The following is a 26,773-nucleotide window of genomic DNA, read 5'->3' on the forward strand; positions in this document are numbered from 1 at the left end:
ACTCATGGCTGGAATTCCTCACGACCATTACGAGCCGAAAACCGGTGGCGAGAAGTGGCTGAATCGCCGCCTTCCCATCGTCGGTCTTCTGTATGACACGATCATGATCCCCACGCCCAAGAACCTGAACTGGATGTGGATCTGGGGGATCGTGCTGACCTTCTGCCTGGCGTTGCAGATCGTCACCGGGATCGTTCTGGCGATGCATTACACGCCGCATGTTGACGAAGCGTTCGCGTCGATCGAGCATATCATGCGCAACGTCAACGGCGGACATATGCTTCGGTACCTGCACATGAACGGTGCCTCGCTGTTCTTCTTTGCGGTCTACCTGCATATTTTCCGCGGTCTCTATTACGGCTCCTACAAGGCGCCGCGCGAGATCACGTGGATCGTGGGCATGCTGATCTACCTGTTGATGATGGGCACGGCGTTCATGGGCTACGTGCTGCCTTGGGGTCAGATGTCTTTCTGGGGCGCCACGGTGATCACCGGGCTCTTCGGGGCAATCCCGCTGATCGGTGAGCCGATCCAGACCTGGCTGCTGGGCGGGCCGGCGGTGGACAACGCCACGCTGAACCGGTTCTTCAGCCTGCACTACCTTCTGCCCTTCGTGATTGCCGCGCTGGTTGCGGTGCACATCTGGGCGTTCCACACCACGGGCAACAACAACCCCACCGGTGTCGAAGTGCGCCGCACCTCGAAGGCCGAAGCCGAGAAGGACACCGTTTCGTTCTGGCCCTACTTCGTGATCAAGGACCTGTTCGCGCTGGCCGTGATCCTGGCGGTGTTCTTTGCGATCGTGGGCTTCATGCCGAACTACCTTGGCCACCCCGACAACTATATCGAGGCGAACGCCCTGGCGACGCCGGCGCATATCGTGCCCGAATGGTATTTCCTGCCATTCTACGCGATCCTGCGGGCGTTCACGTCGGAAGTGTGGGTGGTGCAGTTCGCATCGTTCATCACCGGCGGCATCATTGACGCCAAATTCTTCGGCGTGCTGGCCATGTTCGGCGCGATTGCCGTGATGGCGCTTGCCCCTTGGCTGGACACATCGATGGTGCGGTCGGGCCGGTATCGTCCGATGTTCAAATGGTGGTTCTGGCTGCTGGCGATCGACTTCGTCGTGCTGATGTGGCTGGGGGCGCGTCCGGCGGAAGAGCCCTATGCGACCTACTCGCTGATCGCGTCGGCCTACTGGTTCGCCTACTTCCTGGTGATCCTGCCACTGTTGGGCGTGATCGAGAAACCGTTGCCGCAGCCCGAGACCATCGAAGCGGATTTCGAGGCACACAAGGCGGCAAGCGGCGGCACGGCCACCGTAGCCAGCCCGGCCGAGTAAGAGAAAGGATCAGGCAAATGATGAAGACATTCGCGATTAGCGCAGTCACGGCCCTGGCCCTTTCGACCGGCGGCGCGCTCGCCGCCGGTGAAGAAGGCCACACCAAGGACGTGGACTTTTCCTTCGAGGGGCCGTTCGGCAGCTTCGATCAGTACCAGCTTCAGCGGGGGCTGCAGGTCTATACCGAGATCTGTTCTTCCTGCCACGGCCTGCAATACGTGCCGCTGCGCACGCTGAGCGACGAGGGTGGGCCGCATTTCTCGGACGCCGAGGTGCGGGCCTATGCCGAGCAGAACTTCGAGGTCTTCGACGAGGAACTGGACGACTTCCGCGCGGCACGCCCTGTCGATCACTTCCCGGGTTCCAACCTGGAAAACGCGCCGGACCTGAGCCTGATGGCCAAGGCCCGCGCCGGGTTCCACGGGCCGGCCGGCACCGGGATCAACCAACTTGTCAAAGGCATGGGTGGTCCGGAGTATATCTATTCACTTCTGACCAGCTATACCGGCGAGACCAAGGAAGAGGCCGGCACGACGTTCTATGAGAACGAGGCGTTCCCCGGCGGCTGGATCGCCATGGCGCCGCCGCTTTACGGTGAAGACGTGGAATATGCCGATGGTCACGCCAATGACCTGAGCGCCATCGCCAAGGATGTATCGGCCTTCCTGATGTGGACGGCGGAACCCAAGATGATGGACCGCAAGCAGGCGGGCCTGACCGGTGTGATCTTCCTGACGCTTCTGTCGGTGCTGCTGTACCTGACGAACAAGCGGATCTGGAAGCCGATCAAGAAGAAATACGAAAGCTGAGGGTTCAGCCTTCGCCGAGATTTCAGAGCCCCCGTTGCCATGCAGCGGGGGCTTGTGCTTGGGCGATGCGCGGCGGCGCAGCTTGCTGCGCCTCGATTCCGCGCAGGCTCAACGACTAACGCGGGAGCGGGTTCAGCGCCTTGTTGTAGGGCTTCCAGTCGGTGATCTCGGGATAGTATTTCTCGCGCCAGCGCCGCACGCGGGGGTTCATCACCCGGCGCCAGAGCGGCGGGATCATCGCGGCCACGGTCATCACCGGGTAGCCGTAGGGCAGTTGCGGAGCCTCGTCCTCGGAGTAGTTCTGTAAGAGCGGGAAGCGGCGGTTGGGCTTGTAGTGGTGGTCGGAATGGCGTTGCAGGTTGATCAGCAGCCAGTTCGATGCCTTCTGCGCGGCATTCCAGCTGTGCTGGGGTTTGACGTGTTCATATTTACCGTCGCCGAGATGCTTTCGGGTGAGGCCGTAGTGCTCGACGTAATTGACCAATTCCAACTGCCAGATGGCGATAAAGGCCTGCCAGACGAAAAGCGCGAGGCCGATCCAGCCGCCGATCAGCGCGGCGAGAAGCAGCATGAAACCTTGCAGCGCCCAGTATTTCCAGAACGGGTTCTTGAGGTCCCACCATGGCTTGTCCTTGCGGGCCAGCATGGCCTTTTCGGCCTCCCACGAGGACACCAGGCTTTCGCGCAGGACGCGGGGGAAGAAGCGGTGGAATCCCTCGTTGTAGCGGGCCGTAACGGGGTCGCGCGGGGTGCCGACATGGCGGTGATGGACCTGAAGGTGCTCGGACCGGAAATGGGAGTAGAGCACCATCGACAGGAGTGCGTCGCCCAGGAAACGTTCGCCTTTGTCCTTTTGGTGCATGAGTTCGTGCGAGAAGTTGATGCCGACGGTGCCGGAAATCACGCCCATGCCGAAGAAGAGCAAGATGGTCTCCAAAGCGTTCAGGTGCGCGTCGCCGGGGCCGGTGGCGTACCAGATCATCCAGAAAAGCAAGGCGAACTGCACCGGCGGCCAAAGCACGGTGACGGCGGTGTACATGCGGATTTGCCGCTCGCGCGTTTCGGGGTCGAGATTATCCAGTTCCAGCCCCAGCACTGCGTCGAGCGCGGCGAAGAAATACCAGGTGAAGAGCGGCAGGAGGATCACCGTCCAACCGCCCTGCGTGGCGCTGAGGATCGCCAGCGGGACAAGAGAGAAGGCCGCCCAGAAGGGCAGCGCGCGTTGCAGGCGCGCAACCTTGTCGGGGCCGAGATACTTGGGCGTGGTGGTCTGCATGGCCTTCACCTTTTTGCCCGCGATTATAGTGCGATGCGCGGGGGCGGGGCGATTGCGCAAATCGCCTCAGGACGTGTTCGAGGTGCAGTCTTGCAAGGCTTCGCGGGCCAAGTCAAAAACCTTGCGCATGACGGTGGGTAACTCCGTCGGTTTGAAGGTGTGGGCGGGGACAAAACAGGTGGAGTCGGATGGAGTGTCCGCGTCCGGGCCAAGGCAGGCATAGGCGATCTTCAGGCGCAGGTGAAAATGGGTGAAGGTGTGGCGGGCCTCGGCGTCGAGCATTTGCCAGTCAGCGTCGAGCGGCGGGGCGGGGGTGGGCGCGTCGGACCAGTCGCTGCCGGGCCAGCCGAGCATTCCGCCCAGCAGGCCGCTGTCGGGGCGGCGTTCCAGCAGCCAGGCACCATCGGCGCGGCGGGCGACATAGGCGATGCCAAACCGGGTGGGCTTGGCCTTTTTCGGGGCCTTCTTCGGCAATTCGGCCTGCGTGCCGTTCGTGCGGGCGATACAGGGCGTGCGCCACGGGCAGATGCCGCAGGCGGGCGAGCGGGGCGTGCAGATGGTGGCGCCGAGGTCCATCACCGCCTGGGCATAGTCGCCGGGGCGGGTGTGCGGCGTGAGGGTCGCCGCGGCCTCTGTCAGTTCGGGCTTGGCGGTGGGCAGGGGCGTGTGGATGTCATGCAGGCGGGCCATGACCCGCTCGACATTGCCATCGACCACCACCGACGGCTGATCGAAGGCGATAGCGGAGATGGCAGCGGCGGTATAGGGGCCGATGCCGGGCAGCTTCTGCAATTCGGCGGCGGTGCCGGGGAACTGACCGTCATGGTCCGAGGCGACGACGCGGGCGCATTTCAGCAGGTTGCGGGCGCGCGCGTAATAGCCAAGGCCGGCCCATTCGCCCATGACCTGCGCGTCCTCGGCGGCGGCGAGGTCGGTCACGGTGGGCCAGAGCGCGGTGAAGCGTTCGAAATAGCTTTTTACGGCGGCGACAGTGGTTTGTTGCAGCATCACCTCCGACAGCCAGACGGCATAGGGATCGGGGCGCACCCCGGCCTTTTTGGCCTCGGGGGGCACGCGCCATGGCATCTGGCGAGCGTGGCGGTCGTACCAGTCCAGCAGCTCTGCGCTCATCTCGCTGTCACGCATCTGTTATCCCGCCTTTGCCAGCTTTGCGTTTGTTGTTCACTCTCATACCCCCTACATTAGGGCGAGGAAACGGGAGGTCAGCCATGCCCGCACATCGGGGCACGACGAAAGGCTTCAAGCGCAGCGGTGCCCTGTTGGGGGCGCAGATCCGGAAAGCGTCGGAAAGCCGGGGCTTTGCGGTGTCGCGCGTGGTGACCCACTGGCCAGAGATCGCGGGAGAAGAGATCGCCGCGATCTGCCGCCCGGTCAAGGTGAGCTATGCACGGCAGGGGTTTGGCGCGACGCTGGTCGTGCTGACGACGGGCGCACAGGCGCCGATGCTGGAGATGCAGAAGGAAAAACTGCGCGAACGGGTCAACACCGCCTATGGTTACAACGCCATCGCGCGGGTGCAGATCACGCAGACCGCGCCCACCGGCTTTGCCGAGGGGCAGGCGAGCTTCGAGCACCGGCCCAAGCCGGCAGCCAAGCCCGCGCCCAGCGAAATGACAGTGGCCGCGGCCGCCAAGCTGGCGCAGCCGGTGGGCGACGACGGCCTGCGCGATGCGCTGGAAACGCTGGGCCGGAACGTACTATCGAAAAGCAACACGCAGAAATCGTAAGGTGATAAGATGAAAAACGTGCTTCTTTCCGGGGCCGCGGCCCTTGTCCTGGCGGCCGGCGGCGGCTGGTGGCTGAGCGGGCAGACCGGCAACACGACGCAAGGCAGTGGCATGACCGACCTGCCCGGTGCGGCCAATGCGCAGGAGGCCTCGGACGCGCCGGCCGAAGAGATCGACACCTCCTCGATCGTGGAAATGACACTGGGTGAGGAAAGCGCGCCGGTGAAGATCGTGGAATACGCGTCCTTCACCTGCCCGCATTGTGCGAATTTTCACGAGAACCAGTTCAAGCAGCTGAAATCCGAATATATCGACAATGGCGACGTGCATTTCACCTATCGCGATGTCTATTTCGACCGCTACGGCCTGTGGGCGTCGATGGTGGCGCGGTGCGGCGGCGAAGAGCGGTTCTTTGGCATCACGGAGATGATTTATGACCAGCAGAAGGACTGGATCGGCGACGGGCAGGACCCGGTGGGCATCTCAGAGCGGCTGCGCAAGATCGGCAAGGTCGCGGGGTTGGACGATGAGCAACTGGATGCTTGCCTGAACGACGCCGACAAGGCCAAGACGCTGGTGGCGTGGTTCCAGGAGAACGCCGAGGCCGATGACGTGAATTCGACGCCGACGCTGGTCATCAACGGCGAGACGCATTCCAACATGTCCTATGACGAGTTGAAGGCGATGATCGACGACCAACTGGCCGAATGAAGCCCGCGCCGCTGGCCGGGCTGAAGGTTGTCGAACTGGCCCGGATCCTGGCCGGCCCGTGGGCCGGGCAGGTGCTGGCCGACCTGGGCGCGGACGTGATCAAGGTGGAAAGCCCCGCTGGCGACGATACGCGCCAGTGGGGCCCGCCGTTCATAGAGCGGGACGGCGACCGCTCGGCCGCCTATTTCCACTCCTGCAACCGCGGCAAGCAAAGCGTTATCGTTGATTTCCGCACCGAGGCGGGTCAGGCCCGTGTCCGTGAGTTGGTGGCGGATGCTGACATCCTGATCGAGAATTTCAAGGTCGGCGGGCTGGCCAAGTACGGGCTGGATTATGCGAGCCTTGCGAACGTGAACCCGGGGTTGATTTATTGCTCGATCACCGGGTTCGGGCAGGACGGGCCGTATGCGGGCAAGGCCGGGTATGACTACATCATCCAAGGCATGTCGGGTCTGATGAGCATGACCGGCGATCCTGAGGGCCAACCGGTGAAAGTGGGCGTGGCCGTGACGGATATCTTCACCGGCGTCTATGCCAGCACCGCCATCCTGGCCGCATTGCACCAGCGGCAGGCGACGGGCAAGGGCCAGCATATCGACATGGCGCTCTTGGATACTGCGGTGGCGGTGACGGCGAACCAGGCGATGAATTACCTTGCCACGGGCACGCCGCCGCAAAGGCTGGGGAACCAGCATCCGAACCTGGCACCTTACCAGGTGTTCGAGTGTTCGGACGGCTTCCTGATCGTGGCGGTGGGCAATGACGCGCAGTTCGGGCGGTTCTGCGACGTGCTGGGCGCGGCGGAGGTGAAGACCGCGCCGGACTATGCCACCAACGCCGACCGGGTGGCGCATCGCGATGCGCTGACCGAGGTTTTGACCGGATACACGATGCGTCTGACGAAGGCCGAGTTGCAAGCCGGGTGCGAGGCGCAGGGCGTGCCGGTGGGGCCGATCAACGACATGGCGGAGGTTTTCGCCGATCCGCAGGTCGTGGCGCGGGGCCTGAGGGTGGAGGTGGACGGGGTGCCGGGCGTACGAAGCCCGATGCGGTTTTCCGATGCGGACCTGTCGTTGCGCCGCGCCTCGCCGAAACTGGGAGAGGACGATCTGGCGTGATCCGATTGTGTGGCTGCGCCACGCTTTATTTTAAGATTCGAGTATTTGAGGAACAGTGAAAGCCGGGTCAGAGGCCGAGGTTTTCCAGCTTTGCATCGATTGCCGACCAATCGGATAGGTTGAGGCGGACCGGCAGGGTCAGCACCTTGCGGCGGAAGGCCGGGGGCAGGCGAACGGCGTCCTTTTCGGTGGTGACGAGCTGGGCATGGATGAGCGCGGCCTCGTTTTCCAGCCGGGTCATCAGCGCCTCGGTCAGGGGCTGGTGATCATCCAGCGCCTCGGCCCGCGAGAGGGTGGCGCCGAGACCGCGCAGGGTGGCGAAGAATTTCTCGGGGTGGCCTATGCCCGCGAAGGCGAGAAAGCGGGTGCCTGTCCAGTCCATGCCGGTTTGCAGCGGTTCCAGCTTGCCGCCCACATGGGGGATCAGGATGACGTGGCCCCATGTCTTGCGGAACTCGATCTGGGCGGCGTCGGGGCCGATCGAGAGCAGCAGGTCGGCGCGGTCGAGGCCGGTCTGAACGGGTTCGCGGAGGGGGCCGGCGGGTATGCAACGGCCATTGCCGAAGCCCTTGACCGCGTCGACCACCACGACCGAGAGGTCACGGGCCACCGACGGGTTCTGGTGGCCGTCATCCATGACGATCACATCTGCGCCGGAGGCGGCCGCGGCCTCGGCTGCAAGCGTCCGGTCGCGGGCGATCCAGGTGCGGGTGAAGGCGGCGATCAGCAGGGGCTCGTCGCCGACATCGGCTGCGATGTGGCTGCGCTCGTCCACCTCGACGGGGCCCTCGAGACTGCCTCCGTGGCCGCGCGAGATGACGGCGGGGGTGCGCCCGCGCGCCTGCAGGTGCTGCACGAGCGCGATGACCGTGGGTGTCTTGCCGGTGCCGCCGGCGTTGATGTTGCCGACACAGATCACCGGAACGGGCGCGCGATAGCCCGGCGGTGTGGCCACGCGGCGGGCGGTGGCGCGGGCATAGAGTGCGCCGAGTGGCGATAGTGCACGGGCGCGCAGGGATGGGCGGCGCGGCGGGGTGTCCCAGAAGGCGGGTGCGCGCATCAGCGGACCTCCAGTTGGTCGAGGCGGTCGTTCAGAAGATCGGCGATCCGGTCGGTCAGTTCGGCGCTGCGCGAGGCGACCTCCCACGCGGCATGGGCCATGGCGGCGGATTGATCCGGGGGGATCAGGCGCTTGACTGCGGCGGCCAGTGTTTCGGCATCGCGGACGATACGGGCAGCGCCGGCCTCGGCAAAGCGCGAATAGCTGGACAGGTAGCGGCGGATGTTGGGGCCGTAAAGGATGGCCGAGCCGTGGGCGGCGGGTTCGTTCGGGTCGCAGCCATGGGCGCCGGAGATCAGAGAACTGCCCATGAAGGTGATCGGCGCGAGCCGGTACCACAGGCCCATCTCGCCATAGGTGTCGGCGAGGATGACCTGTGTCGTCTCATCGGGGAAGGTGCCGGTCGACCACGTGATATGGCGCATCCCGGCCTCGGCCAGGGCGTCGGTGAAGGGGGTGGTGTCCTCGGGCGTGTCGGGGACGACGATCAGAAGGGTGCGGTGGGAAAAGCGGCTGACCTCGCGGTGGGCAGTGAGGATCGTGCCGATTTCCTCGGGGCGGAGCATGGCGGCGAGCCAGACCGGACGGCCAAGCAGCAGGGCGGCGAGTTCGGTGCGGTCGGTCTCGTTATGGGGCAGCGAAACGGTGCCTTCGAGGAGCGGGCCGGTGACGGAGAGCGTGCGTTCCGGCACGCCCATGCGACGCAGGTAGCGGGCTGATGCATCGTCCCTTGCCATGACGAACTCGAACTGCCGCAACAGGGCGCGGGGCAGGTCAGGAAACCAGCGCCAGGCGGGGCGGGACATGGCGGTTTCGGTGGCGTCGATCAGCGCCATGGGGATGCCGGTTTCGGCCGTGCGATCCATCAGTGCGGGGTGAAGGGCGCCGCCGGTCCAGAGGGCGATGTCGGGCTGCCAATGGGTGAGGAAGGACGCGGCGTTGGCGACGGTATCCTCGGGGAGTTGTTCGACCATGACCTCGGCCCGGGCCTTGAAGGGGGCGTCGGGCGCGGCGCCGGCGGTGGTGAGCAGAAGCGACAGTTCGGGCCGGTGCAGGCGCAGCCGGTCGAAGAGTTGCAACAGTGCGTCGATATGGATCGTGTCGGCGGCGTGCGCCCAGAGCAGACGGCCCGGCGGGCGCGGCGCGGCGGGCGTGTAACGGCGTGCGGGGCCGCGCCTTGCATAGGCGAGATAGGCGGCGAGGCTGAGCGAGCGGCTCATGGCCGAAGCATGTGGACTTGGGTGAATAAGTCCCGGAAATCAGGGTTGTAGGAGCGCTGCACCATGGGGTCCTTCGCGGCGGGCCGGGTTCTGCGCAGGGTATTGGATTGCCGGGCGGGGTCAAGAGAGGCCGGCGGGTTGACCCTGGCTGCGGAATGGGGCCAATGGATGGGATGATACCGGAGAACGCCCGATGACGAAGCCCTTTTTGATCCTTCAGCTGCGCCCCGAGACGGAAGCCGCGGATGACGAGTTTGCGGCGATCCTGCGCAAGGGCGGACTGGAGGCGGGCGGCACGCGCCGTATCCGGATGGACCAGGAGCGGCTGCCGGAAGATATTGTTCTGGAAGATTATTCCGGCGTGATCGTGGGCGGAGGGCCGGGCTGTGTCAGCGATGCGCCGGAGGACAAATCCGAGATAGAGGCGCGGATCGAGGCGGATGTGCTGGGGCTGATGCCAAAGGTGACGGCGCGGGATTTTCCTTTCCTGGGTTGCTGTTACGGGATCGGAATTCTTGGCGCGCACCTGAAGGGCGATGTCAGCAAGCGGGCCTTTGGAGAGGCGGTGGGCACGTCGGCCTGCGACGTCACGCCGGAGGGCAAGGAGGACGCGCTGCTGGTCGGCGTGCCGACGGCGTTCGACGCCTTCGTGGGGCACAAGGAGGCGTTGCAGGATCTGCCAGAAGGATGCGTGCATCTTGTGAGGTCCGAGGCGTGCCCCTACCAGATGTTGCGGTACAAAGAGCATGTCTATGCCACCCAGTTTCACCCCGAGGCGGATGCGGCAGGGTTCGAGACGCGGATCAGGATCTATCGCGACCGGGGTTATTTCCCGCCCGAGGATGCCGATGACCTGATTGCCATGTGCCGGGCGGCGGACGTTTTCGCGCCCGAGATGATCCTGCGGAATTTCGTGCAGCGTTACGCGCAAGGGTAACGCCTGCGAACAGATGCAAACCCGTGTCGGTATCACGTCGGTATCCGGGTGGTATGGCGACGGTGTGATTTTTTGCGTTCCGGCGGTTCACAGAGCGTGCGATGCGAGGACACCTTTGACGGCGGTGCCGATCAGATCGCGAACGCGCCCCCGCTCGACCGGGTTGTTGGCGTCATGTATCACCGGTCGTCGGGTCGATCATCGTTTCGATGAGCGTGATCTTTGTCGCCGGGAAGCCACTGAGTTCGGCGTGCCGGGTGATGGCGTCCTCGTCGTCTGCAAGATAGACGCAGAATGTCTTGTCCCCGGCAACGTACGAATGCTGCCACTGCACCTTTGGGGCCAGTTGCGCCAGCGCCGCGTTCGACGTGTTGGCGGCACCGCACAGTTCGTCACCGCTCATCGCACCGACACCAGGGATGTCTCTTTCGATCATGTACTTGTTCATTGGTCGGTCTCCTTTCAAATCCGGGCCTTCGGCGCGTGGCGTCAGGCCTGCAAAACGGGTTCCGGCATCGCGTGGGCGGCGAGCGCGGTGGCATAGGACGGGGTCTCGCGCACCGTGCTGCACAGCCGAGCCAACGCGGGCCGTTGCGACAGGGCCTTGTCCCGGTCGCTGATCCACTCCGCCAGCATGGCTAGGTAGAAATCGAGAACCGTCAGCCCGCGCGGCAGAAAATAGGGGGCGCCCGCGATGTGATTTTCCATCAGATCGAAGAAGGCAGCGTAGTCCTTGTCGCCCTGCGCCTTGACCTGGCGGATCGCATCCCTGTCCCGTGCGTAGCGTTCTGGATGGCCGACCCGGCCGGAGGTGATATAGCCGGCCGTCGACATCACGCTGAGCCAGAACAGAAAGTCTCCACGATCGGGGTCGCCGGGACGTGGCGTCAGACCGGACGTCGGGGCCATTTCGCCAAGATGCGTCACGATGGCGCTGGTTTCGCCCATGATGCCGCCATCAGGAAGTTGGAGTGCGGGGACGCGGCCCGCTGGATTGCGCGCGAGGAATTCGGGCTCGAGATGTTGTCCGGCGTTCATGTCGACATACTCCACTCGGTAGTCGGCATTCATCGCTTCGAGCGTGGCCTGCACCACGATCGACCCGGCCATGTATTCCCAGAAAAGCGTGTACATTTGCAAACCCCCAATATGCTGTGCGTCGCGGTCAGGTTCAGTATCCGAACACCGGCTAAAGGATGCACGGCAGATTTTGCTTGGTGTGGCTAAAGGAAAGCTTTAGCCTTGACGCCATGAAACTCTCGCACCTCAATGCATTGAGGGCGCTGGAAGCGACCCTCAGGTTGGGCAACTTCTCTGCCGCGGCGATGGAAATCGGCATAACGCCAGCAGCGGTGGGTCAGCGCGTGCGTGCGCTGGAAGACTATCTTGGTCGACCGTTGTTCGAGCGGTCGGGTACCGGGGCGGTGGCGCGGCCAGAGGCGCGGCAGGTCGCGCGTGGCTTGAACGGCGGTTTCGCTGCGATCGCCGAGGCCCTGGAACAGTTGAAGGCACAGGAGGCGTCGCAGCGGCTTCGGGTCACGCTGCCGGAATCCTTTGCCGAAAACTGGCTGTCGTGGAGCCTGTCGCAGTTTCAGAGGGATCACCCCGGCGTCGAGCTTGATCTGGATGCGTCGAACCGGGACGTGGACCTGATGGCAGAGGATTTCGACCTGGCCGTGAGATACGGGTCCGAGCCGGGCGAAGACTACGACTCTCGCCTGCTTTTCGGGGACGCGGTGCTGCCGGTCTGTGCGCCGGACTTCGCACGCGCGCATGCGATCGACGGGTCGGCGCGCGACCTGTCGGAGATCCCGTTGATCCATGTGCTGAACCGGACCGGCGACCCGGATTGGGTCGGATTCCGTGAATGGGGCGCGCGCTTTGAGTTCGCGCCAGCGGACATGGAGCATGGCGTGCGGTTTTCCAAGACAAGCTCGGGATTGCAGGCGGCGGTTTCGGGGCAGGGCCTGATCATGGCAGGGATGGTTGAGGCCTATCACGGTCTGCGCATCGGCCAACTGGTCGCGCCGTTCGGCGCCGCGATGACATATCCGACAGCGTATGCCTATCGCATCCTGTGGGATCGAAGGAAACGGCTGTCGAAGGCGGCGGAAGCCTTTGTCACCTGGCTATTGCAGCAGGCGGAACACCATGAACAAGAGTGTCCGAGGGTGCTGGGCGCCACATCTGACTGACAGTTTAGATGCGCGGAGAAAAAAGCCCTGCCGTCGGAACGACAGGGCTTTTCGGTGTTCGGTAACGCTCCGAACGGAGGAAATCAGATGCGCAGGAACGGCTGCGCGATGCGTGGGATGAAGCCGCGGAAGCGCAGGGGCGCGTCGGTGACGGCGAGGCAGATGCAGTCGGCCCCAACCTCGGCCACTGGCGTGTGGTCGAGGTCTTCGTCGGCGATCTCGATGTCGCCGGGGCCGAAACGGTCGACCTCGTCTGCGAAGGCGCCTTGCAGAACCAGCGTCAGTTCCGTGCCGCGGTGGCCGTGGTCGGGCACGGCGGCGCCGGCGGGGATGTAGAGCAGGCGGGCCGTGGCCTCGCGCGACGTGGGCAGGATGGCCTGTTTCACGCCCATGCCGACGGATTTCCATTTCACCGCGTCGAGGTCGCCGCCGATGTAGTCCTGCACCGGGCGCGGCAGCGTGCCGATGGCGGGTGCGGCCGTTGCGGGGGCGGTCATGTCGACCGCGTCGATCAGGGCCAGCGTATCCTCGAAGGCGGACTCGGACAGGTCGGCATCGCTGCACTCTTCCATCAGGGCACCGCCAACCGCGTCGAAGGACGCGAGCCGGGCGCGGCATTCATCGCACATGGAAATATGCGCGGCCACCGCGAGGCTGAACGCCTCGGGCAGGGTGCCCGCGGAGTAGGCCATGAGCAACTTGTCACTCAGGTGATGTTTGATCGTGTCTGTCATCGTCTCAATCACTTCATCTGGTGGCGCAGGCGGTCCAGCGCCAGTCTGATCCTCGATTTTATGGTCCCGAGCGGGAGGCCGGTTTCCTCGGCGATCTCGGAATGGGTGAGGTCGCCGAAATAGGCCTTTTCGATCAGGTCCTTCTGTTTTTCGGGCAGCTGCGCGATGGCGGCGCCCAGTTTTTCGCTTTCCTGTTGCAGGGCCAGGGCATCGGCCTGGTCTGGTTCCTGCTCCGGGCCCCAGGGCAAATCCTCGGGCTCGGGTCGTCTTTGCTTGCGGATCGCATCAATCCTGCGGTTCCGCGCGATGGTGAAGATCCAGGTCGCCGCGCTGGCGCGGGAGGGATCGAACATATGGGCCTTTTGCCAGAGGGTCGCCATGACCTCCTGTGCGCATTCCTCGGCCAGTGAGGCATCTGTACCGGACTTCATCAGGAAGGCTTTGACCCGCGGCGCGAAATGCGAAAACAGCCGCTGAAAGGCGGCGCGGTCGCGCTTGTCGCGTATCCGGGCGATGACTTGCGCCCAGTCCTGGGTATGCTCTTCCGTCTTCTCGATCACCGGTTCAATACTCTTGCCGTTGCCACGGATCGAAAGCAGCGCGCCCACCGGAGGCGGGACGTCGGCACTGGTGCCGGTGATCTCGAGGGCGTCAGCATCACTGAACATGTGAACGGTACGCTGGTTCGATCAGACCGGATCAAAAATTCGGGCGTTTTCTTTGTCATCCGATAATGCTGGTTTCGCGTAGACTTCTGTAAAGACAAGTTAGGGTACTACACGTAATGCCAGTTAAGAAAGTTGCGCTGACGCGCAAGAAAGTCGCAGTCGTCGGCGCGGGGATCAGTGGTCTGGGGGCTGCGTGGCGGCTGGCCGGGGACTGCCATGTCACGATTTTCGAAGCCGCTGCGCGGCTGGGCGGCCATGCCCGCACGAAGATGGCCGGGAAGTACGGGACGCAGCCGGTGGATACCGGGTTCATCGTGTTCAACTATGCCAACTATCCCAACCTGGCGAACCTTTTCGACGTGCTGGACGTGCCGGTGGTCAAGAGCAAGATGAGCTTTGGCGCATCGTTCCGGGATACGCGGTTCGAATACGGGCTGGACGGGGCGCAGGCGTTCTTTGCCCAGACACGCAACGTGCTGGACCCGCGCATGTGGATGATGCTGCGCGATATCCTGCGGTTCAATGCGCGGGCCGTACGCACGTCGAAGGCCTATCCAGACGCCAGCATCGGTGAACTGTTGCGGACCATGGGGCTGGGCAGGTGGTTTCGCGAGCGGTACCTGAGCCCGTTCACCGGCGCGATATGGTCGACGCCGACGGAGAAAGTGATGGATTTTCCCGCGCAGGCGCTGATCCGGTTCATGGAGAACCACGCGCTGCTGGGCTATGACGGGCAGCACCAGTGGTACACCGTCGATGGAGGGTCGATCCAGTACGTGCATCGCTTGGGCAAATGGCTGGGACGCGCCGGAGTGGAGATCAGGACCAGTGCGCCGGTCGTCGCGGTTCGGCGGTCCGACGGCGGCGTCGAGCTGCGTGCGCAAGGTGGCGAGTGGGAAACATTCGACGAGGTGGTTTTCGCCACCCACGGCGATGACAGCCTGAAGATGCTGACCGACCCGACCCCCGAAGAGCAGCGCGCGCTGGGCCGGGTCAAGTATCAGCCCAATGACGTGGTACTGCATTGCGATACGTCGGTGATGCCGAAGCGTCGGGCGGTGTGGTCGTCCTGGAACTACATGGAAGGGCCGGCCAAGCGGGACGGTCAGATCGACCTGACCTACTGGATGAACAGCCTGCAGCCGATCCCGATGGACGACCCGCATTTCGTGACGCTGAACAGCACGCGGCGGATCCGGGAGGAAAAGATCTATGACAGCTGCGTGCTGCGGCATCCTGTCTACGACATGGACATGCTGCACGCGCAGGCCGAGGTGGCCCGGATCAATGGCGACAACGGGACGTGGTTTTGTGGCGCCTGGATGAAGAACGGGTTTCACGAGGACGGGTTGTCGAGCGCCTATGACGTGGCGGACGCGATCCTGGCGCGGGACAGCGCGGCGGCGGCGGCGTGAATGGGCCCGACCATATCGCGGGCCATACGTGGCATGGGCGCAAGGGCGAGGTCCGCAACGCGTTCCGGTACAGCATCGATTACGTGATGGTGGATGCGGAAGCCGCGCTGCCATCCGGCCGGGTGTTCGGGCGCAACCGGGCGGGGCTTTTCAGCCTGCGCGACCGCGACCATGGCGGCCCGCCGGGGCAGGGACGCGGTGCCGCGTGGGTGCGCGAGGTGCTGGAGGCGCACCAGTTCGCCGCGCCCGTGCGGATCGAATTGCTGGCCCAGCCGCGGGTGCTGGGACATATCTTCAACCCGGTGTCTTTCTGGCTGTGTTACAACGCGGCGGATGACCTGACGGTGGTGATCGCGGAAGTGACCAACACCTATGGCGACCGGCATTCCTACCTGTGTCACCATGATGATCGCAGTCCCATCGGTCCCGAGGACCGGCTGCGGGCAAAGAAGGTGTTTCACGTCTCGCCGTTCCAGACGATCGAGGGGGAATACACCTTTCGGCTCGACATCCGGCCCGACCGGATCGGCATCTGGATCGACCTGAGCCGGGGCAAGGGCGGGGTGATCGCGACGCTGGTGGGGGACCGCAGGCCGTTGACGACCGGCGGTGTTCTGAAGGCGCTGGCGCGGCGGCCGCTGGGGTCACGCCGGGTGCTGGCGCTGATCCACTGGCAGGCGCTGAAGCTGTGGTGGAAGGGCGCGAAATTCCAGAACCGGCCCGAGCCGCCGACGCGGGAAGTGAGCCGATGAGCGACGTGGGCAAGAGGCCGCGCCTGCCGGCCTTTGCGCTGTTCGCGGCGATGCTGTCGGCGGCGGGGCTGCCGCTTTACATGCATGCGCCGAAGTTTTTCGTCGACGAGTATGGCGTGTCGCTGGCGGCACTGGGCACCGTCCTGGGGGTGCTGCGTTTGCTGGATTTCGTGCAGGACCCGCTGTTGGGGCGGGTGTCGGCGATGACGGCACGCTATCGCGGGCTGACCGTGGTGATCGCCGGGGTGGCGATGATCGCGGGGATGCTGGGGCTGTTCGCGGTGGAGCCGATGCTGCCGCCCTTGTGGTGGTTCGCGGTGATGCTGACGCTTGTTTTCTCGGCGTTCAGTTACCTGACGATATGTTTCTACGCGCAAGGCGTGTCGGTGGCGGGCCGCATGGGCGAAGGCGGGCACCTGCGCGTGGCCCGGTGGCGCGAGACCGGGGCGCTCTTGGGCATTTGTGCCGCCGCCGTGGCCCCCGTGGCGCTGGGCGGGTACGCGGCGTTTGCCGTGGCGTTTGCCGGGCTGGGGCTGGTGGCGCTGTGGGCGATGGGGACCGAGTGGCGCGGGCAGCCGCGCGAAGAGGGCGTGACCTCGCAGATCGGCACGGTGCTGCGAGACCCGGTGGCGCGGCGGCTCTTGTTGGTGGCGCTGGCCAACTCGGCGCCGGTGGCGGTGAGCAGCACGCTGTTCCTGTTCTATGTCGAGGACCGGCTGGCGGCGCCGGGCTGGGAAGGGCCGCTGCTGTTGGTGTTCTTCCTGAGCGCGGCGGCGGCGGCGCCGATGTGGGGCAAGCTGGCCGAGGCGCACGGGCCGCGACAGGTGCTGATCTGGGCGATGGTGCTGGCGATTGCCGCCTTCGGCTTTGCCGTGATGCTGGGCGCGGGGGATGTCTGGGCCTTTGCGGTGATCTGCGTACTGACCGGCGTGGCGCTGGGGGCTGACATGACGCTGTTGCCGGCGCTGTTCGCGGACCGCATGGCGGAGGTGTCGCCGGGCGCGGCCGAGGGATTCAGCCTGTGGTCCTTCGTTTCGAAGATCACGCTGGCCATCGCGGCGGTGGGTTTGCTGCCGCTCTTGGAGTCGGTTGGCTATGCCTCGGGGCAGGAGAATTCCGACGCAGCCTTGTGGGCGCTGAGCCTGCTTTACGGGGCTGTGCCCTGTGTTTTGAAATTGGCGGCGATTGCGCTGCTGGCAACGGTGCCCGGGGGCGGGGACGCGCCCGTGGGGACCATGGTTGAAGCGGGGAGACGGAGATGATGTTCGAAGGATTTCTGATCATGTGCGGGGCGGCGCTGGCAACCGGGGTTGCGATGCTGCGCAACCGGTTCGCCGGGTTCCGGGCGCAGAGCGTCGAGGATTACGCCGATACGTTGCCGCGCTTCGACCTGCGCCAGCACCTGAACGGCGCGCTGCGCTGCGAGGGCGTGATCTACGGACCCCTGGGGCGCGTGGCCTCGCGGTTTTCGGCGCGGTTCGATGCAAGCTGGGACGGCAACAAGGGGGTGATGGCCGAGCATTTCACCTATGACAGCGGCACGGTACAGGAGCGCGAATGGCGGCTGGAACTGGGCAATGACGGGCGCATCCGGGCCGAGGCCGATGACGTGGTCGGCACCGGGCAGGGCCGGCACGCGGGGGCGGCGGTGCAATTGTGCTATGATATTCGCCTGCCCGCCGAAGCAGGTGGTCATGTTCTGAGCGTCGAGGACTGGATGTACCTGACGCCGGGTGGAACAATTGTGAACCGCAGCCAGTTTCGCAAGTATGGGGTCAAGGTCGCCGAGCTTGTGGCGACCATGCACAAGTTGGACGACACGGAAATTCAGAAAGCGGCATGATGGACTGGACTGGAAAACGCTATTGGCTGGTGGGCGCGAGCGAAGGGCTTGGCGCGGCGCTTGCGCGGAAACTGAGCGCGGTGGGGGCGGAGGTGATCCTGTCGGCCCGCAGCGAGGACCGGCTGAAAGAGGTGGCGGAGATGCTGCCGGGGCGATCCAGTATCGTGACCATGGACGTGACCGACGAGGAAAGCGTGAAGGCGGCCGCCGAGGAGGTCGGTGAGATCGACGGCGTGGTGACGCTGGCCGGGGTCTATTGGCCGATGAAGGCGACCGAGTGGGAGCCTGAGCAGGTCACCGCCATGGCGGATGTGAATTTCACCGGCACGGTGCGGGTGCTGAACCACGTGGTGCCGAAGATGGTTGCGCGGGATCACGGGCATATCGTCGTGACAGGCTCGCTGGTGGGCTTTCGCGGTTTGCCGGGGGCGATCGGGTATGGCGCGTCGAAGGCCGGGATCATGTCGCTGGCGCAGAGTATGCGGGCGGACCTGTGGCGCACGGGTGTGCTGGTGCAATGCGCCAATCCGGGGTTCATTCGCACGCGGCTGACCGACAAGAACGATTTCAGGATGCCGGGCCTGATGGAGCCCGAGGACGCCGCGCAGGTGATGTTCGAGCTGATGAACGACGAGAACGCGTTCGACCGGAATTTCCCCAGCTGGTTCAGCCTTGTTTTCCGCGGTGCGCGCTTCCTGCCCAACTGGCTGTATTTCCGCTTGTTTGCGTGAGATCAAGGCCGGCGCCTGTCCCGAAGGCCATATTCTTGGTAGACTCACTGCCGGAAAAGGAGGTCGGGACATGCTGGATATCAGCACTTACAAAGTCGCCCAGGTGATCCTCATGTCGCGCGAACTGGACCGCGCGGAGGGAGAGCTGAGGGCGTTCATCGAGCGGCTGGCCGAGGACGAGCAGGCCAGCCTGGTGGCGTTGATGTGGATCGGGCGCGGCAGTTTCGCGGCCGACGAGATCGAAGAGGCCAAGGCGACGGCGCGCGACGAGGCGACGACGCCCACCGCCGATTACCTGCTGGGCACGCCGCACCTGTCGGATCATCTGGAGAACGGGCTGGACGAGCTGGGCCTGTCGGCGCAGGACGACGAGGACGACCTGGTGCGCGGGGGCTGACGGATAGCGCCGGGGTGGGTTCTCACCCACGCTACGTGGTGTTGCGCCTTTGCCCGCGCGGTCCGAAAAATGTGACGGGTCGCGCAAAGACCGCTCGAAAAGGCGGTTTACGTGGTATCGTCCCTCCTGAAGGCGTTTCCAGGAGGGTGAAATGAAAGCATTTGTACTCGTCGCAGCCATTGTTTCGATCACGACCGCCCCTGCATTTGCGGGCAACATCACGCCGCCGGCGGATCCTTACGTGCCGCCGCCACCCGCACCGGTTTCGGACTGGGCCGGCCCTTATGTCGGCGTGCAGCTGGGCTTTGGTGATCTTGACCTTGACGCGACTTTGCCACCTCCTGCCGGGGCGAACATTCCGCAGGTCATCAATCTTGGCGATGATGGCTTTCTTGGCGGTGTCCATGCTGGCTACAACTGGGATCGTGGCACGCTGGTTTACGGCGTCGAGGGGGATATCGACTTTACCGACATCTCTTTCAACGCGGTGGACGTTGACTCGATTGCGCGGCTGCGGCTGCGGATGGGCGTCGATGCAGGCAACGCTTTTGTCTATGGCACCGCAGGTGCGGCCCATATGAGCGGTGGCGGTGGTGGTGTCAGCCTGGATGGCTGGGGCTGGGTTGCTGGTGCCGGGGTGGATTTCAAGCTGAACGAGACGTGGGTGATGGGCGCGGACGCGCTTTACCACGAGTTCGACGACGTCTCGCCCAGTGGCAGCGTCGATGGCATGACCTATCGCGCGCGGGTGTCCTACCGGTTCTAGGGCCACGGCAAGCATAGCGAGGGTGGCGCGTGGGCTTTCGCCCACCCTACGCCTTTTGACCATGCGTCAGGCGAGGTGGTCCACGACCTGAAGGTGCTGGGCCAGCCGGTCGACCTCTGACAGCATGCGTTCCACCAGCCTGGGGTCGCTGGGCGCGGGGCTGACGCCGGCGGGGATCTCGTGGTTGGCCACGGCCTCGACCGCGAGGGAGACCGGGAAGGACACGAGCCGGGACATGGCAGTGCCGCGCGCGTCGCCCCAGGCATCCATGACAAAGGTCTTGTGCCAGACAGGGCTGCCGCCGCGTTCGGCCTTTAGGTCGACGCAGAGCACCACGCGGTCGGGATCATCCTCGCCATAGGCGTTGTCGCGCCAGAACTGGTCGGACATCTCCTTGAGCCGGGCCTCGCCTTCGGGGCCTTCGAGCGTCTCGATCTCGGCGAAGACGTCGCCCCAGGCCTCGGACCAGCCGTTGAGGCGCAGCGTGCCGCGCACGAACTCCTTGACCCGCCAGGTCGGTTCGAAGCCGTAGTCCTCGAGGAAGGGCAGGCTGTCACGGTTGGGGTAGACCTCGAACGTTTCCGGCGTGGGCAGGGGCGCGGTGTAGGTGCCGAGCGCGTCCCAGGGGCGCTGCACGTTGAGTTCCGAAAAATTGCGGATCGAGCGAGAGGGCGAGCGCAGGGCCTTGAGCACGCCCAGCGGTGACCAACTGAACTTGTAGCGGAACGGGTTGGGGTTTTTGGGGATGCCGCCGCAATAGCTGAGGAAGCTGAGATCGTTCTCGGGGTTGAACGCCGCGGAGGCGCGGTACTCGGCCATCAGGTGATGGGCCATCAGGTGATCGATGCCGGGATCGAGGCCGATCTCGTTGACCACGCTGACGCCGCGCACAAGCGCCTTGGCGTGGAGCGCGCGCATCTCGGGGGCGATGTAGGAGCTTGAGACGAAGTGTGCGCCCTTGTTGATGCACATCTCGGCGATCGGCACGTGCCAGTCGCCGGGCAACATGGACACCACGATATCGCCCTCCTGCACCTCGGCCGACAGCATGTCGAAATCGAAGGCGCGGATGCGGTTGGTGAGGTCGCCCACGGCGGCCTCGGCCTTGTCCAGCGAGCGGTTCCAGACGGTGACGTCGTGGCCCGCCTCGATCAGCCTGCGCAGCCCGGGCACGGCCGACAGGCCGGTGCCACACCAGTGGATTGTCATGTCGGTGCCCCCTTCACAAGTGCTCGCGGAAGGTCTGTTCCGCGCGCGCCCATACTCCGGCGTCCAGTTTGTCCAGTGTTTTCAAGGATGGCAAGAGTTGGCTGGCATAGTCCTGCGAGGATTCCAGCGGAAGGAGCGACGGCAGGTTGTCGATCGCCATCACATCGAGCGGGGGCGCGTCGTGCACGCGGGTCACGGGGGCGTCCCAGGTGGTGGCCTGGGAATAGACCGGCACGGGGTTGTAATCACTGTCCGGATCGCAGGCCACGTCGCCGATGACGGTCAGGCGGCGGGGGGCGGTCAGGGCCTCGCGTGGCACGAAGACGGGCGTGCCGGGGCGGGCGAAGATGCAGTTGAGGAAAAGGTTGTGCTGAAGGATGTCCGGGAAGGGGCCGCCGTGGGCGGTTTCGTCCATGTCCCACTTGGTGGGGGCGACATCCATCGCGGTGCAGAGGTCGGCCGCGCCGGTGCCGACGCGGCCAAGCGCGCCGATGACGATGGCCGAAGGGCGCTCAACGCCGGTGGCGTCGAGTGTTTCGGCCAGATCCGCGAGCAGCGCGTCCTTGTCCGGGTAGGCGGTGACGGGCCCGCAGGTCTGGCCCTGTTGCTGCGCGGCCCAGGCGAAGAGGCTGACGGCGGCGCCGGCATAGCCCGCCCAGTAGCCGAAGGCGGCAACGCGGCGGCCCTGTTCATCCACCAGGTATTCCAAGTCGTAGAGCGTGCCGCCGCCTGCCTTGAAGCGGTCCAGCAGGCGGCGGCCGGAATGCTGGCCCTTGAAGGCGTGGCCGAACATGATGTGGCGGTGCGGCAGGGGTGTGCCGTCATCGGGCAGTTCCTTGAGGCCGAAGATGATGGCGTCGCGGGGCGCGTCGGGCCATGAGTTTTGCGGCACGATGGTGGCGCCCGCGTCGGCATAGCGGTCGGTGGGGATGATGCGGTCGGGGCTGTCCTCGACGCTGACCTCGATGCCCTGCGCGATGAGGATGGCGACGCCGTCGGGCGTGAGGCCCGTGCGGTCTTCGTTGTCGCGCTGTTCGGCGCGGAGCCAGAGATGGGTCATGCGAAGTCTTTCGTCAGCAGGCCGTAGTCGCGGATGGCAGCCGCCGAGGGGCGGGCGGCCATCATGGCGCGGTGGGCCTTGATCCTGGGGAAGCGGTCTACGTCGACCTTGTCCATTTCCAGCCAGCAGCAGATGGCGAAAAGCCAGGGGTCGGCGATGGTCATCTGCTCGCCCATGACGAAGGGGGCGAGGGCGCAGTTTTCCTCGATGAACGTGCAACTGTCGGCCATGGTCCGGGGCATCTTGGCCTTCATGTCAGCGAGCGCCGCGTCGCTGTCGGCCCAGCGGATGCCGCGGGGGCCGTGGGCGTGGTTCACGTGCATTGTCGCGGCGAGGTAATAGCAGACAGAGCGCATCTGCGCGGCCTGCCACGGGTCGGCGGGCACGAGGCCTTTGTCGGGCACCTGGGCGGCGATGAATTCGGCAATGGCGCCGGTTTCCGTCAGGATGCCTTGATCGGTGACCAGAGCCGGGACGCGGCCCTTGGGGTTGAGCGCGAGGTAGTCAGGCTTGGTCTGGTCGCCGTCGGCGAAGTTGAGGGCGACGGGGGTATGGTCCAGCCCGGCCTCTTGCAGAAGCAGGCCGGTGGCGACGGAGATGGTTCCGGGGGCGTAGTAGAATTTCATGCGCGGGGTCCTTCAGACATAGGTGCGGGCATGGGCCCGGTCGGGACGGTCGAGATGCGGGATGGCATTGAAGCCCGCGACCATGAGCGTGTCGTGCACGTAGCTGAGGCGATGCATCGAGGCGTTGTTGATCTGGAGCATGACGCGGGCCATGGCGGTGTTGTCGAGGTCGAGCACGTGGCGCAGGGCCATGCCGATGACGCCGCCGGAGGTGACCAGCAGGGTACGGCCCGCGTCGGCGCATTGCTCGGTCAGCACTTCGGTGATGCGGGCGGCGAAATCATCGAAGCTTTCCGGGACGCCGGGCAGGTCGCCGGTGGTCCAGAGGGTGATGACACGAGGCAGATGCGTGGCGAATTGCGACGGGTCAGTGGGCACCGGGATGGCGTGGGCGTCGAAGGCGGCCTGGGCGAGGGCGAAATAGCTGAGCTCGTTCAGGCGCGGATCCTGGGTGGTGACGGTGACGCCCATGTGGTGGGCGGTGTCGACCTGGCGTTGCAGGGTGCCGGTGAGGACGCGGTCGAAATGCGGGTTGGTGGCGGCGATATGCTCGCCCAGCCAGCGGGCCTGATCGGCGCCGAGGTCGGAAAGTTGGTCGTAGCCCGCTTCGTCGGTGGCGTGGCTGTTGGCCTGCCCGTGCCGCACAAGGATGAGTTCCGCCAAGGTGGATGCTTTCGTCGTTTCGGTTGGGGGCAACCTAGCGCCGGGGCGCGGGAGGGTGAAGGCCGTGGCGCGGAATATTTTGATGAGCGCATGGGGGTAGGGCGCGTGGGTTTTCACCCACCCTACGCGGTGGGTCCGTGCGTTACGCCGAGCCCCAGCTGACATCCCCCAGAAAGATGTAACCCGCGCCATAGATTGTCTTGATCAGGCGGGGGTTCCTGGGGTCCTCGCGCAGCTTGGTGCGCAGGCGCGAGATGCGGACGTCCATGGCGCGGTCGAAGCTTTCGCCCGCCGCGCCGCCCAGAGCCTCTTGCATGGCCTGCCGCGAGATCAGGCGCTTGGGACGGTCGAGGAAAAGACGGAGGACTTCGCCTTCGGCGTGGGAGAACGGGGTTTCCTGCCCGCTGTCGTCTTCCAGAACGTAGCGGTCGAAATGCGCGGTCCAGGGGCCGAAGCGGGCGGTGTCGCCGGTTTGCGAATTGGGCGCGTCGCGGCGCAGGCGGGCGCGGATGCGGGCCACGACCTCGGCCGGATCGAAGGGCTTGATGATGTAGTCGTCCGCGCCCAGTTCAAGCCCCGTCACGCGGTCCTGCACCTCGGCCCGGCCCGATATGATGATGACCCGCGCGCCCTGTTCCAGTGCCAGGCGATGCACCAGGGTCAGCCCGTCGCGGTCGGGCAGGGACAGGTCGACGAGGCAGATATCGGGCGAGGTGGAGCGCAGCGCGGCCTCGAACTCGGTCGCGCGGGCGAAGGTGAGGGTGCGAAATCCGGCCTCTTCCAGCGTTTGGGCCAGCATGGTGCGAATGGCCGGCTCGTCATCGAGGATGGTGACGAGGGGGGCGGTGTCGGTCATGGTGTCGCCCCGCCCGATAGCGCGGCGCGCAAGGCGCCGGGTTGGAACGGTTTGCGCAGCACGGGCGCGCGTTCAAGGGCCGCGGCGTGAAGCGGATCGGAGAGCGGTAGCGAGGTCATGAGCACCGCGGGCGGGTGCCGCGCCGGAAGGGCGTCGATGAGGTCGAGCCCGGTGGCCTCGCCTTCGAGGGTGATGTCGCTGAGGATGGCGGTGATCTCGGGCAGGCCGTTCAGAAGCGCCTGCGCCTCGGTCGCGCTTGTGGCCTCGATGACCTGGTGGCCGTCGGCGCGGAGCATGGCGCGGATGCTTTCGCGCAGGTCGGCGCTGTCCTCGACCAGAAGGACGAAGCCGGGGGTGTCCTCGGCGCTGACCTCGCGCAGGGGCAGGCGCAGGGTGACCTGGCCGCCGGTGTCGGTGTTGTCGATCATCACCCGCCCGCCGGCGAGCTTGGTCATGTTGTAGACCATGGTGAGGCCCAGCCCCGAGCCTTCGCCCCCCTTGGTGGTGAAGAACGGATCGAAGGCGTGGCTGCGGACGTGATCGGAAAACCCGGGGCCGGTGTCGGAGACGGCGACGTCGAGCCAGGTGTCCTGAACGGTGGTGACGGCAAGGGTGATGCGGCCCGGCGCGGCGTCCGCTTCGCCGATGGCATCGCGGGCGTTGAGCAGAAGGTTGATGAGCGAGTCCTGCAGCATGCCGGGATCGAGCAGGCAGGTGCGGGGCGCATTCTCGGCGGCTATGCTCAGCGTGATCGTTTCGGGCAGGACGGAGCGGGCGAGCGGTTCGAGATCGTGCAGGAAGGCGGGCAGGTCGGTGGCCACGGGGGTATGTTCGCGCGGGCCGGTCATGTCGGCAATGCGGTCGAGCAGGGTGCCGCCGCGCCGCGCCGCCCCAAGGGTGGCGGCGATGAGGTCCGTGGCCTCTTCGGGGAGGGACATGGATTGCAGGCGGGATTGCATGCCGAGGATGATGGTCAGCAGGTTCGAGAAATCATGCGCGAGGCCGGAGGTCAGTTGCGCAGCCATCTCGCGGCGGCGGTGCTGGCCCAATGCGGCGCGGGTCTGCGCCTCTTCGGTGATGTCCATGGACAGGATATAGACGCCGCCGGTGGCCGGATCGGGCGTGAGTGCCACGCGGATGCGGCGGGAACTGGGGGCGTGGGTGAATTCGAACACCGACGGCGCGCCGGCATAGGCGCGGTCGAGATGCGGGGCGATATTGGCGAAGGCCTCGTCCCCCAGCGCGTCGGCGGGGGCGAGACCAACCGGGTCGGCGGTGCTGCCCGGCATGATGAGCGACAGGCGGCGGTTGGAATAGGTATAGCGCCGGTCGGGGCCGAGATGGGCGATATGGGCGGGCACCATCTCGGTCGTCAGGCGCATGCGGGCCTCGGCCTCGGAGGCCTGGCGCTGGGCCTCTTCCAGCGCGGTGATGGTGGATTCAAGCTGTCGGTTGGCCGCCGCCAGGTCGTCGGAATAGGTGACGAGGCGGTCCGACAGTTCTTCGGACCGGGCGGCGAGAAGCGCCTCCTGCTGTTTGGCGCGGGAGATGTCGGTGTAGACGGTCACCCAGCCGCCCTGAGGCAAGGGAGAGCCCTCGACGCTGATGGTGCGGCCATTGGCGCGGGTGCGTTCCATGTAGTGCGGTTTGAACGCGCGGGCGGTTTCGACCCGGTCGGCGACGAAGCGGTCGACATCGGACACTTCGCCGTAGTCGCCGCGTTCGGCCAGAAAGCGGATGGTGTCCTCGAAGTGCGCGCCGGGGGTGACCAGCCGGTCGGGCAGGTCGAACATTTCCTGGAAGCGGCGGTTGCAGACGGCGAGGTCGAGATCGGCATCGTAGATCGTCAGGGCCTGCTGGATGAGGTTGAGGCCTGCCGTGGTCATCTGCGTGGTGTCGCGCGGGCTCATGCGGGATGCTCCGTCGCCCAGGCGAGGGCGGTGTCGAGCTGGTCGTCGCCCCAGAAAAGCTCGTTGCCCACGGTGAAGCTGGGAGCGCCGAAGATGCCGCGGCGCATGGCCTCTTGGGTGGTGTCGTGCAAGCGGTGCTTGTTGGCGTCGGCCTGGGCCTTGTCGATCAGGTCGGGGGGAAGGTTGGCCGCCGAAAGGCAGGCGGCGATGACGTCGGTGTCGGCGATGTTCAGGCCTTCGGCGAACTGCATGAGGTAGACGTTCTTGCAAAAGGCGATGCCCTGGGCGTGTTCGAGCGCCAGTTGCGCGGTGCGGGCGGCGAGCACGCTGTGCTGGGGCATGGTGTCGGACCGCTTGAAGGTGAGGCCGCGGGCGGCGCAGCGACGTTCCATGTCACGCCACATGTAATTGCCCTTGGCGGCATAGATCCTGAACGGCGAAGTGTCCCAGCCCTGCGCGGCGAAGATCGGGCCGAGCAGGAAGGGGCGCCAGCGGACGGCGACCCCGGCCTCGGCCGCGCGGGCGGGCAGGCGCATGACGCTGAGATAGGAGTAGGTCGAGGCGAATTCGAACCAGAAATCCATCTGTGGTCGGGTCATCGTTGCGGTCCTCTTGCGAGAGGGGCAATCGACGGGGAAATTGCGGGTATGTCAAGAGTGGGGCTGCGTCGGGGCAAGAGATCCCGGATCAGGTCCGGGATGGCGGATGGTAAAGACCGGCGCGG

At 65.4% G+C, this 26,773-nt stretch carries 29 protein-coding genes; 14 read left to right on the forward strand and 15 right to left on the reverse strand.

Going from position 1 to position 26,773, the window contains the following annotated elements:
• The first annotated feature begins 4 nt into the window (after window positions 1-4).
• The gene (petB, locus tag RBB18_RS07535) at window positions 5-1,345 is read left to right on the forward strand and encodes a cytochrome b (protein ID WP_103762847.1); all 1,341 of its coding nucleotides are present in this window, start codon (window positions 5-7) and stop codon (window positions 1,343-1,345) included.
• A 17-nt stretch (window positions 1,346-1,362) separates the two neighbouring features.
• A complete protein-coding gene (locus RBB18_RS07540) occupies window positions 1,363-2,154 on the forward strand; it encodes a cytochrome c1 (RefSeq protein ID WP_103762848.1) in 792 nt (263 codons plus the stop codon).
• A gap of 115 nt (window positions 2,155-2,269) precedes the next feature.
• Here RBB18_RS07540 and RBB18_RS07545 read toward each other — a convergent pair whose 3' ends face one another.
• Together RBB18_RS07545 and mutY are read right to left on the reverse strand one after the other, a co-directional pair.
• On the reverse strand, window positions 2,270-3,430 hold the full coding sequence (locus RBB18_RS07545) for an alkane 1-monooxygenase (protein ID WP_306110759.1): 1,161 nt from the start codon (window positions 3,428-3,430) through the stop codon (window positions 2,270-2,272).
• 66 nt (window positions 3,431-3,496) lie between these two features.
• Window positions 3,497-4,576 (reverse strand): A/G-specific adenine glycosylase, encoded by a 1,080-nt coding sequence (gene mutY, locus RBB18_RS07550; RefSeq protein WP_306110758.1) that lies wholly within the window; start codon window positions 4,574-4,576, stop codon window positions 3,497-3,499.
• 83 nt (window positions 4,577-4,659) lie between these two features.
• On the opposite strand from mutY, the gene RBB18_RS07555 reads away from it, so the two are divergent.
• Genes RBB18_RS07555 through RBB18_RS07565 form a run of 3 tightly spaced genes read left to right on the forward strand, consistent with a single transcriptional unit; the run spans window position 4,660 to window position 7,007 of the window.
• The gene (locus RBB18_RS07555; protein WP_103762851.1) at window positions 4,660-5,178 is read left to right on the forward strand and encodes a DUF721 domain-containing protein; all 519 of its coding nucleotides are present in this window, start codon (window positions 4,660-4,662) and stop codon (window positions 5,176-5,178) included.
• Window positions 5,179-5,187: 9 nt separating this feature from the next.
• A complete protein-coding gene (locus tag RBB18_RS07560; RefSeq protein WP_103762852.1) occupies window positions 5,188-5,889 on the forward strand; it encodes a DsbA family protein in 702 nt (233 codons plus the stop codon).
• Entirely contained in the window at window positions 5,886-7,007 is a 1,122-nt protein-coding gene (locus RBB18_RS07565; protein WP_306110757.1) for a CaiB/BaiF CoA-transferase family protein, read from the forward strand. The genes RBB18_RS07560 and RBB18_RS07565 overlap by 4 nt, the downstream gene beginning before the upstream one ends.
• Window positions 7,008-7,074: 67 nt before the next feature.
• Here RBB18_RS07565 and lpxK read toward each other — a convergent pair whose 3' ends face one another.
• Complete coding sequence (gene lpxK / locus RBB18_RS07570) at window positions 7,075-8,067, reverse strand: tetraacyldisaccharide 4'-kinase (RefSeq protein WP_306110756.1); 993 nt, start codon at window positions 8,065-8,067, stop codon at window positions 7,075-7,077.
• Window positions 8,067-9,287 carry a 3-deoxy-D-manno-octulosonic acid transferase gene (locus RBB18_RS07575; protein WP_274592922.1) on the reverse strand — a complete coding sequence of 407 codons (1,221 nt, stop codon included), beginning with the start codon at window positions 9,285-9,287 and terminating at the stop codon, window positions 8,067-8,069. The genes lpxK and RBB18_RS07575 overlap by 1 nt, the downstream gene beginning before the upstream one ends.
• 193 nt (window positions 9,288-9,480) lie before the next feature.
• On the opposite strand from RBB18_RS07575, the gene RBB18_RS07580 reads away from it, so the two are divergent.
• The gene (locus RBB18_RS07580) at window positions 9,481-10,224 is read left to right on the forward strand and encodes a glutamine amidotransferase (protein ID WP_103762856.1); all 744 of its coding nucleotides are present in this window, start codon (window positions 9,481-9,483) and stop codon (window positions 10,222-10,224) included.
• 172 nt (window positions 10,225-10,396) lie between these two features.
• On the opposite strand, the gene RBB18_RS07585 is transcribed toward RBB18_RS07580, so the two are convergent.
• Both RBB18_RS07585 and RBB18_RS07590 read right to left on the reverse strand, forming a co-directional pair.
• Window positions 10,397-10,672: a DUF4242 domain-containing protein gene (locus RBB18_RS07585; RefSeq protein WP_306110755.1), complete on the reverse strand. Its 276-nt coding sequence runs from the start codon at window positions 10,670-10,672 to the stop codon at window positions 10,397-10,399.
• A gap of 41 nt (window positions 10,673-10,713) precedes the next feature.
• The gene (locus RBB18_RS07590; RefSeq protein ID WP_306110754.1) at window positions 10,714-11,358 is read right to left on the reverse strand and encodes a glutathione S-transferase family protein; all 645 of its coding nucleotides are present in this window, start codon (window positions 11,356-11,358) and stop codon (window positions 10,714-10,716) included.
• Between the two features lie 116 nt (window positions 11,359-11,474).
• Between RBB18_RS07590 and RBB18_RS07595 the strand changes: the two genes are divergently transcribed.
• A complete protein-coding gene (locus tag RBB18_RS07595) occupies window positions 11,475-12,419 on the forward strand; it encodes a LysR substrate-binding domain-containing protein (RefSeq protein ID WP_306110753.1) in 945 nt (314 codons plus the stop codon).
• Between the two features lie 83 nt (window positions 12,420-12,502).
• On the opposite strand, the gene RBB18_RS07600 is transcribed toward RBB18_RS07595, so the two are convergent.
• Window positions 12,503-13,153, reverse strand: a complete 651-nt coding sequence (locus RBB18_RS07600; protein ID WP_306110752.1) for a ChrR family anti-sigma-E factor — start codon at window positions 13,151-13,153, stop codon at window positions 12,503-12,505.
• A gap of 8 nt (window positions 13,154-13,161) precedes the next feature.
• Window positions 13,162-13,821 carry a sigma-70 family RNA polymerase sigma factor gene (locus RBB18_RS07605; protein ID WP_103762860.1) on the reverse strand — a complete coding sequence of 220 codons (660 nt, stop codon included), beginning with the start codon at window positions 13,819-13,821 and terminating at the stop codon, window positions 13,162-13,164.
• Window positions 13,822-13,937: 116 nt separating this feature from the next.
• On the opposite strand from RBB18_RS07605, the gene RBB18_RS07610 reads away from it, so the two are divergent.
• The 7 genes from RBB18_RS07610 to RBB18_RS07640 all read left to right on the forward strand — a co-directional run bounded on the left by RBB18_RS07610 (window position 13,938) and on the right by RBB18_RS07640 (window position 19,725).
• A complete protein-coding gene (locus RBB18_RS07610) occupies window positions 13,938-15,236 on the forward strand; it encodes an NAD(P)/FAD-dependent oxidoreductase (RefSeq protein ID WP_274592924.1) in 1,299 nt (432 codons plus the stop codon).
• Complete coding sequence (locus RBB18_RS07615; protein ID WP_306110751.1) at window positions 15,233-15,988, forward strand: DUF1365 domain-containing protein; 756 nt, start codon at window positions 15,233-15,235, stop codon at window positions 15,986-15,988. Before RBB18_RS07610 ends, RBB18_RS07615 begins: the two co-directional genes overlap by 4 nt.
• Window positions 15,985-17,250 (forward strand): MFS transporter, encoded by a 1,266-nt coding sequence (locus RBB18_RS07620; protein ID WP_146049995.1) that lies wholly within the window; start codon window positions 15,985-15,987, stop codon window positions 17,248-17,250. The genes RBB18_RS07615 and RBB18_RS07620 overlap by 4 nt, the downstream gene beginning before the upstream one ends.
• Complete coding sequence (locus RBB18_RS07625) at window positions 17,250-17,831, forward strand: DUF3833 domain-containing protein (protein ID WP_371931609.1); 582 nt, start codon at window positions 17,250-17,252, stop codon at window positions 17,829-17,831. Before RBB18_RS07620 ends, RBB18_RS07625 begins: the two co-directional genes overlap by 1 nt.
• Window positions 17,828-18,562 carry an SDR family oxidoreductase gene (locus RBB18_RS07630; RefSeq protein ID WP_103762864.1) on the forward strand — a complete coding sequence of 245 codons (735 nt, stop codon included), beginning with the start codon at window positions 17,828-17,830 and terminating at the stop codon, window positions 18,560-18,562. Before RBB18_RS07625 ends, RBB18_RS07630 begins: the two co-directional genes overlap by 4 nt.
• Before the next feature lie 70 nt (window positions 18,563-18,632).
• Window positions 18,633-18,959, forward strand: a complete 327-nt coding sequence (locus RBB18_RS07635) for a DUF3775 domain-containing protein (protein WP_103762865.1) — start codon at window positions 18,633-18,635, stop codon at window positions 18,957-18,959.
• Between the two features lie 151 nt (window positions 18,960-19,110).
• Entirely contained in the window at window positions 19,111-19,725 is a 615-nt protein-coding gene (locus tag RBB18_RS07640; RefSeq protein WP_103762866.1) for an outer membrane protein, read from the forward strand.
• Window positions 19,726-19,791: 66 nt separating this feature from the next.
• Here RBB18_RS07640 and RBB18_RS07645 read toward each other — a convergent pair whose 3' ends face one another.
• The 7 genes from RBB18_RS07645 to RBB18_RS07675 form a co-directional block, all read right to left on the reverse strand.
• Complete coding sequence (locus RBB18_RS07645) at window positions 19,792-20,934, reverse strand: saccharopine dehydrogenase family protein (RefSeq protein WP_274592929.1); 1,143 nt, start codon at window positions 20,932-20,934, stop codon at window positions 19,792-19,794.
• A gap of 13 nt (window positions 20,935-20,947) precedes the next feature.
• On the reverse strand, window positions 20,948-21,994 hold the full coding sequence (locus RBB18_RS07650; RefSeq protein ID WP_306110749.1) for a saccharopine dehydrogenase: 1,047 nt from the start codon (window positions 21,992-21,994) through the stop codon (window positions 20,948-20,950).
• On the reverse strand, window positions 21,991-22,620 hold the full coding sequence (locus RBB18_RS07655; RefSeq protein WP_103762869.1) for a glutathione S-transferase family protein: 630 nt from the start codon (window positions 22,618-22,620) through the stop codon (window positions 21,991-21,993). Before RBB18_RS07655 ends, RBB18_RS07650 begins: the two co-directional genes overlap by 4 nt.
• Window positions 22,621-22,632: 12 nt before the next feature.
• Window positions 22,633-23,283 (reverse strand): histidine phosphatase family protein, encoded by a 651-nt coding sequence (locus RBB18_RS07660; protein ID WP_274592931.1) that lies wholly within the window; start codon window positions 23,281-23,283, stop codon window positions 22,633-22,635.
• Between the two features lie 142 nt (window positions 23,284-23,425).
• Entirely contained in the window at window positions 23,426-24,139 is a 714-nt protein-coding gene (locus tag RBB18_RS07665) for a response regulator transcription factor (protein WP_103762871.1), read from the reverse strand.
• On the reverse strand, window positions 24,136-26,049 hold the full coding sequence (locus RBB18_RS07670) for a PAS-domain containing protein (protein WP_245890462.1): 1,914 nt from the start codon (window positions 26,047-26,049) through the stop codon (window positions 24,136-24,138). The genes RBB18_RS07665 and RBB18_RS07670 overlap by 4 nt, the downstream gene beginning before the upstream one ends.
• On the reverse strand, window positions 26,046-26,648 hold the full coding sequence (locus RBB18_RS07675; RefSeq protein WP_306110748.1) for a 2-hydroxychromene-2-carboxylate isomerase: 603 nt from the start codon (window positions 26,646-26,648) through the stop codon (window positions 26,046-26,048). Before RBB18_RS07675 ends, RBB18_RS07670 begins: the two co-directional genes overlap by 4 nt.
• Between the last annotated feature and the right edge of the window lie 125 nt (window positions 26,649-26,773).

The sequence above is a fragment of the Roseovarius sp. MMSF_3298 genome (genome assembly GCF_030733705.1).
In the GTDB taxonomy this organism is placed as follows: Bacteria; Pseudomonadota; Alphaproteobacteria; order Rhodobacterales; family Rhodobacteraceae; genus Roseovarius; species Roseovarius confluentis.

Coding starts and splice junctions, on each gene's coding strand:
- petB (WP_103762847.1), top strand. CDS start 5: ATGGCTGGAATTCCTCACGACCATTACGAGCCGAAAACCGGTGGCGAG.
- RBB18_RS07540 (WP_103762848.1), top strand. CDS start 1,363: ATGATGAAGACATTCGCGATTAGCGCAGTCACGGCCCTGGCCCTTTCG.
- RBB18_RS07545 (WP_306110759.1), bottom strand. CDS start 3,430: ATGCAGACCACCACGCCCAAGTATCTCGGCCCCGACAAGGTTGCGCGC.
- mutY (WP_306110758.1), bottom strand. CDS start 4,576: ATGCGTGACAGCGAGATGAGCGCAGAGCTGCTGGACTGGTACGACCGC.
- RBB18_RS07555 (WP_103762851.1), top strand. CDS start 4,660: ATGCCCGCACATCGGGGCACGACGAAAGGCTTCAAGCGCAGCGGTGCC.
- RBB18_RS07560 (WP_103762852.1), top strand. CDS start 5,188: ATGAAAAACGTGCTTCTTTCCGGGGCCGCGGCCCTTGTCCTGGCGGCC.
- RBB18_RS07565 (WP_306110757.1), top strand. CDS start 5,886: ATGAAGCCCGCGCCGCTGGCCGGGCTGAAGGTTGTCGAACTGGCCCGG.
- lpxK (WP_306110756.1), bottom strand. CDS start 8,067: ATGCGCGCACCCGCCTTCTGGGACACCCCGCCGCGCCGCCCATCCCTG.
- RBB18_RS07575 (WP_274592922.1), bottom strand. CDS start 9,287: ATGAGCCGCTCGCTCAGCCTCGCCGCCTATCTCGCCTATGCAAGGCGC.
- RBB18_RS07580 (WP_103762856.1), top strand. CDS start 9,481: ATGACGAAGCCCTTTTTGATCCTTCAGCTGCGCCCCGAGACGGAAGCC.
- RBB18_RS07585 (WP_306110755.1), bottom strand. CDS start 10,672: ATGAACAAGTACATGATCGAAAGAGACATCCCTGGTGTCGGTGCGATG.
- RBB18_RS07590 (WP_306110754.1), bottom strand. CDS start 11,358: ATGTACACGCTTTTCTGGGAATACATGGCCGGGTCGATCGTGGTGCAG.
- RBB18_RS07595 (WP_306110753.1), top strand. CDS start 11,475: ATGAAACTCTCGCACCTCAATGCATTGAGGGCGCTGGAAGCGACCCTC.
- RBB18_RS07600 (WP_306110752.1), bottom strand. CDS start 13,153: ATGACAGACACGATCAAACATCACCTGAGTGACAAGTTGCTCATGGCC.
- RBB18_RS07605 (WP_103762860.1), bottom strand. CDS start 13,821: ATGTTCAGTGATGCTGACGCCCTCGAGATCACCGGCACCAGTGCCGAC.
- RBB18_RS07610 (WP_274592924.1), top strand. CDS start 13,938: ATGCCAGTTAAGAAAGTTGCGCTGACGCGCAAGAAAGTCGCAGTCGTC.
- RBB18_RS07620 (WP_146049995.1), top strand. CDS start 15,985: ATGAGCGACGTGGGCAAGAGGCCGCGCCTGCCGGCCTTTGCGCTGTTC.
- RBB18_RS07625 (WP_371931609.1), top strand. CDS start 17,250: ATGTTCGAAGGATTTCTGATCATGTGCGGGGCGGCGCTGGCAACCGGG.
- RBB18_RS07630 (WP_103762864.1), top strand. CDS start 17,828: ATGATGGACTGGACTGGAAAACGCTATTGGCTGGTGGGCGCGAGCGAA.
- RBB18_RS07635 (WP_103762865.1), top strand. CDS start 18,633: ATGCTGGATATCAGCACTTACAAAGTCGCCCAGGTGATCCTCATGTCG.
- RBB18_RS07640 (WP_103762866.1), top strand. CDS start 19,111: ATGAAAGCATTTGTACTCGTCGCAGCCATTGTTTCGATCACGACCGCC.
- RBB18_RS07645 (WP_274592929.1), bottom strand. CDS start 20,934: ATGACAATCCACTGGTGTGGCACCGGCCTGTCGGCCGTGCCCGGGCTG.
- RBB18_RS07650 (WP_306110749.1), bottom strand. CDS start 21,994: ATGACCCATCTCTGGCTCCGCGCCGAACAGCGCGACAACGAAGACCGC.
- RBB18_RS07655 (WP_103762869.1), bottom strand. CDS start 22,620: ATGAAATTCTACTACGCCCCCGGAACCATCTCCGTCGCCACCGGCCTG.
- RBB18_RS07665 (WP_103762871.1), bottom strand. CDS start 24,139: ATGACCGACACCGCCCCCCTCGTCACCATCCTCGATGACGAGCCGGCC.
- RBB18_RS07670 (WP_245890462.1), bottom strand. CDS start 26,049: ATGAGCCCGCGCGACACCACGCAGATGACCACGGCAGGCCTCAACCTC.
- RBB18_RS07675 (WP_306110748.1), bottom strand. CDS start 26,648: ATGACCCGACCACAGATGGATTTCTGGTTCGAATTCGCCTCGACCTAC.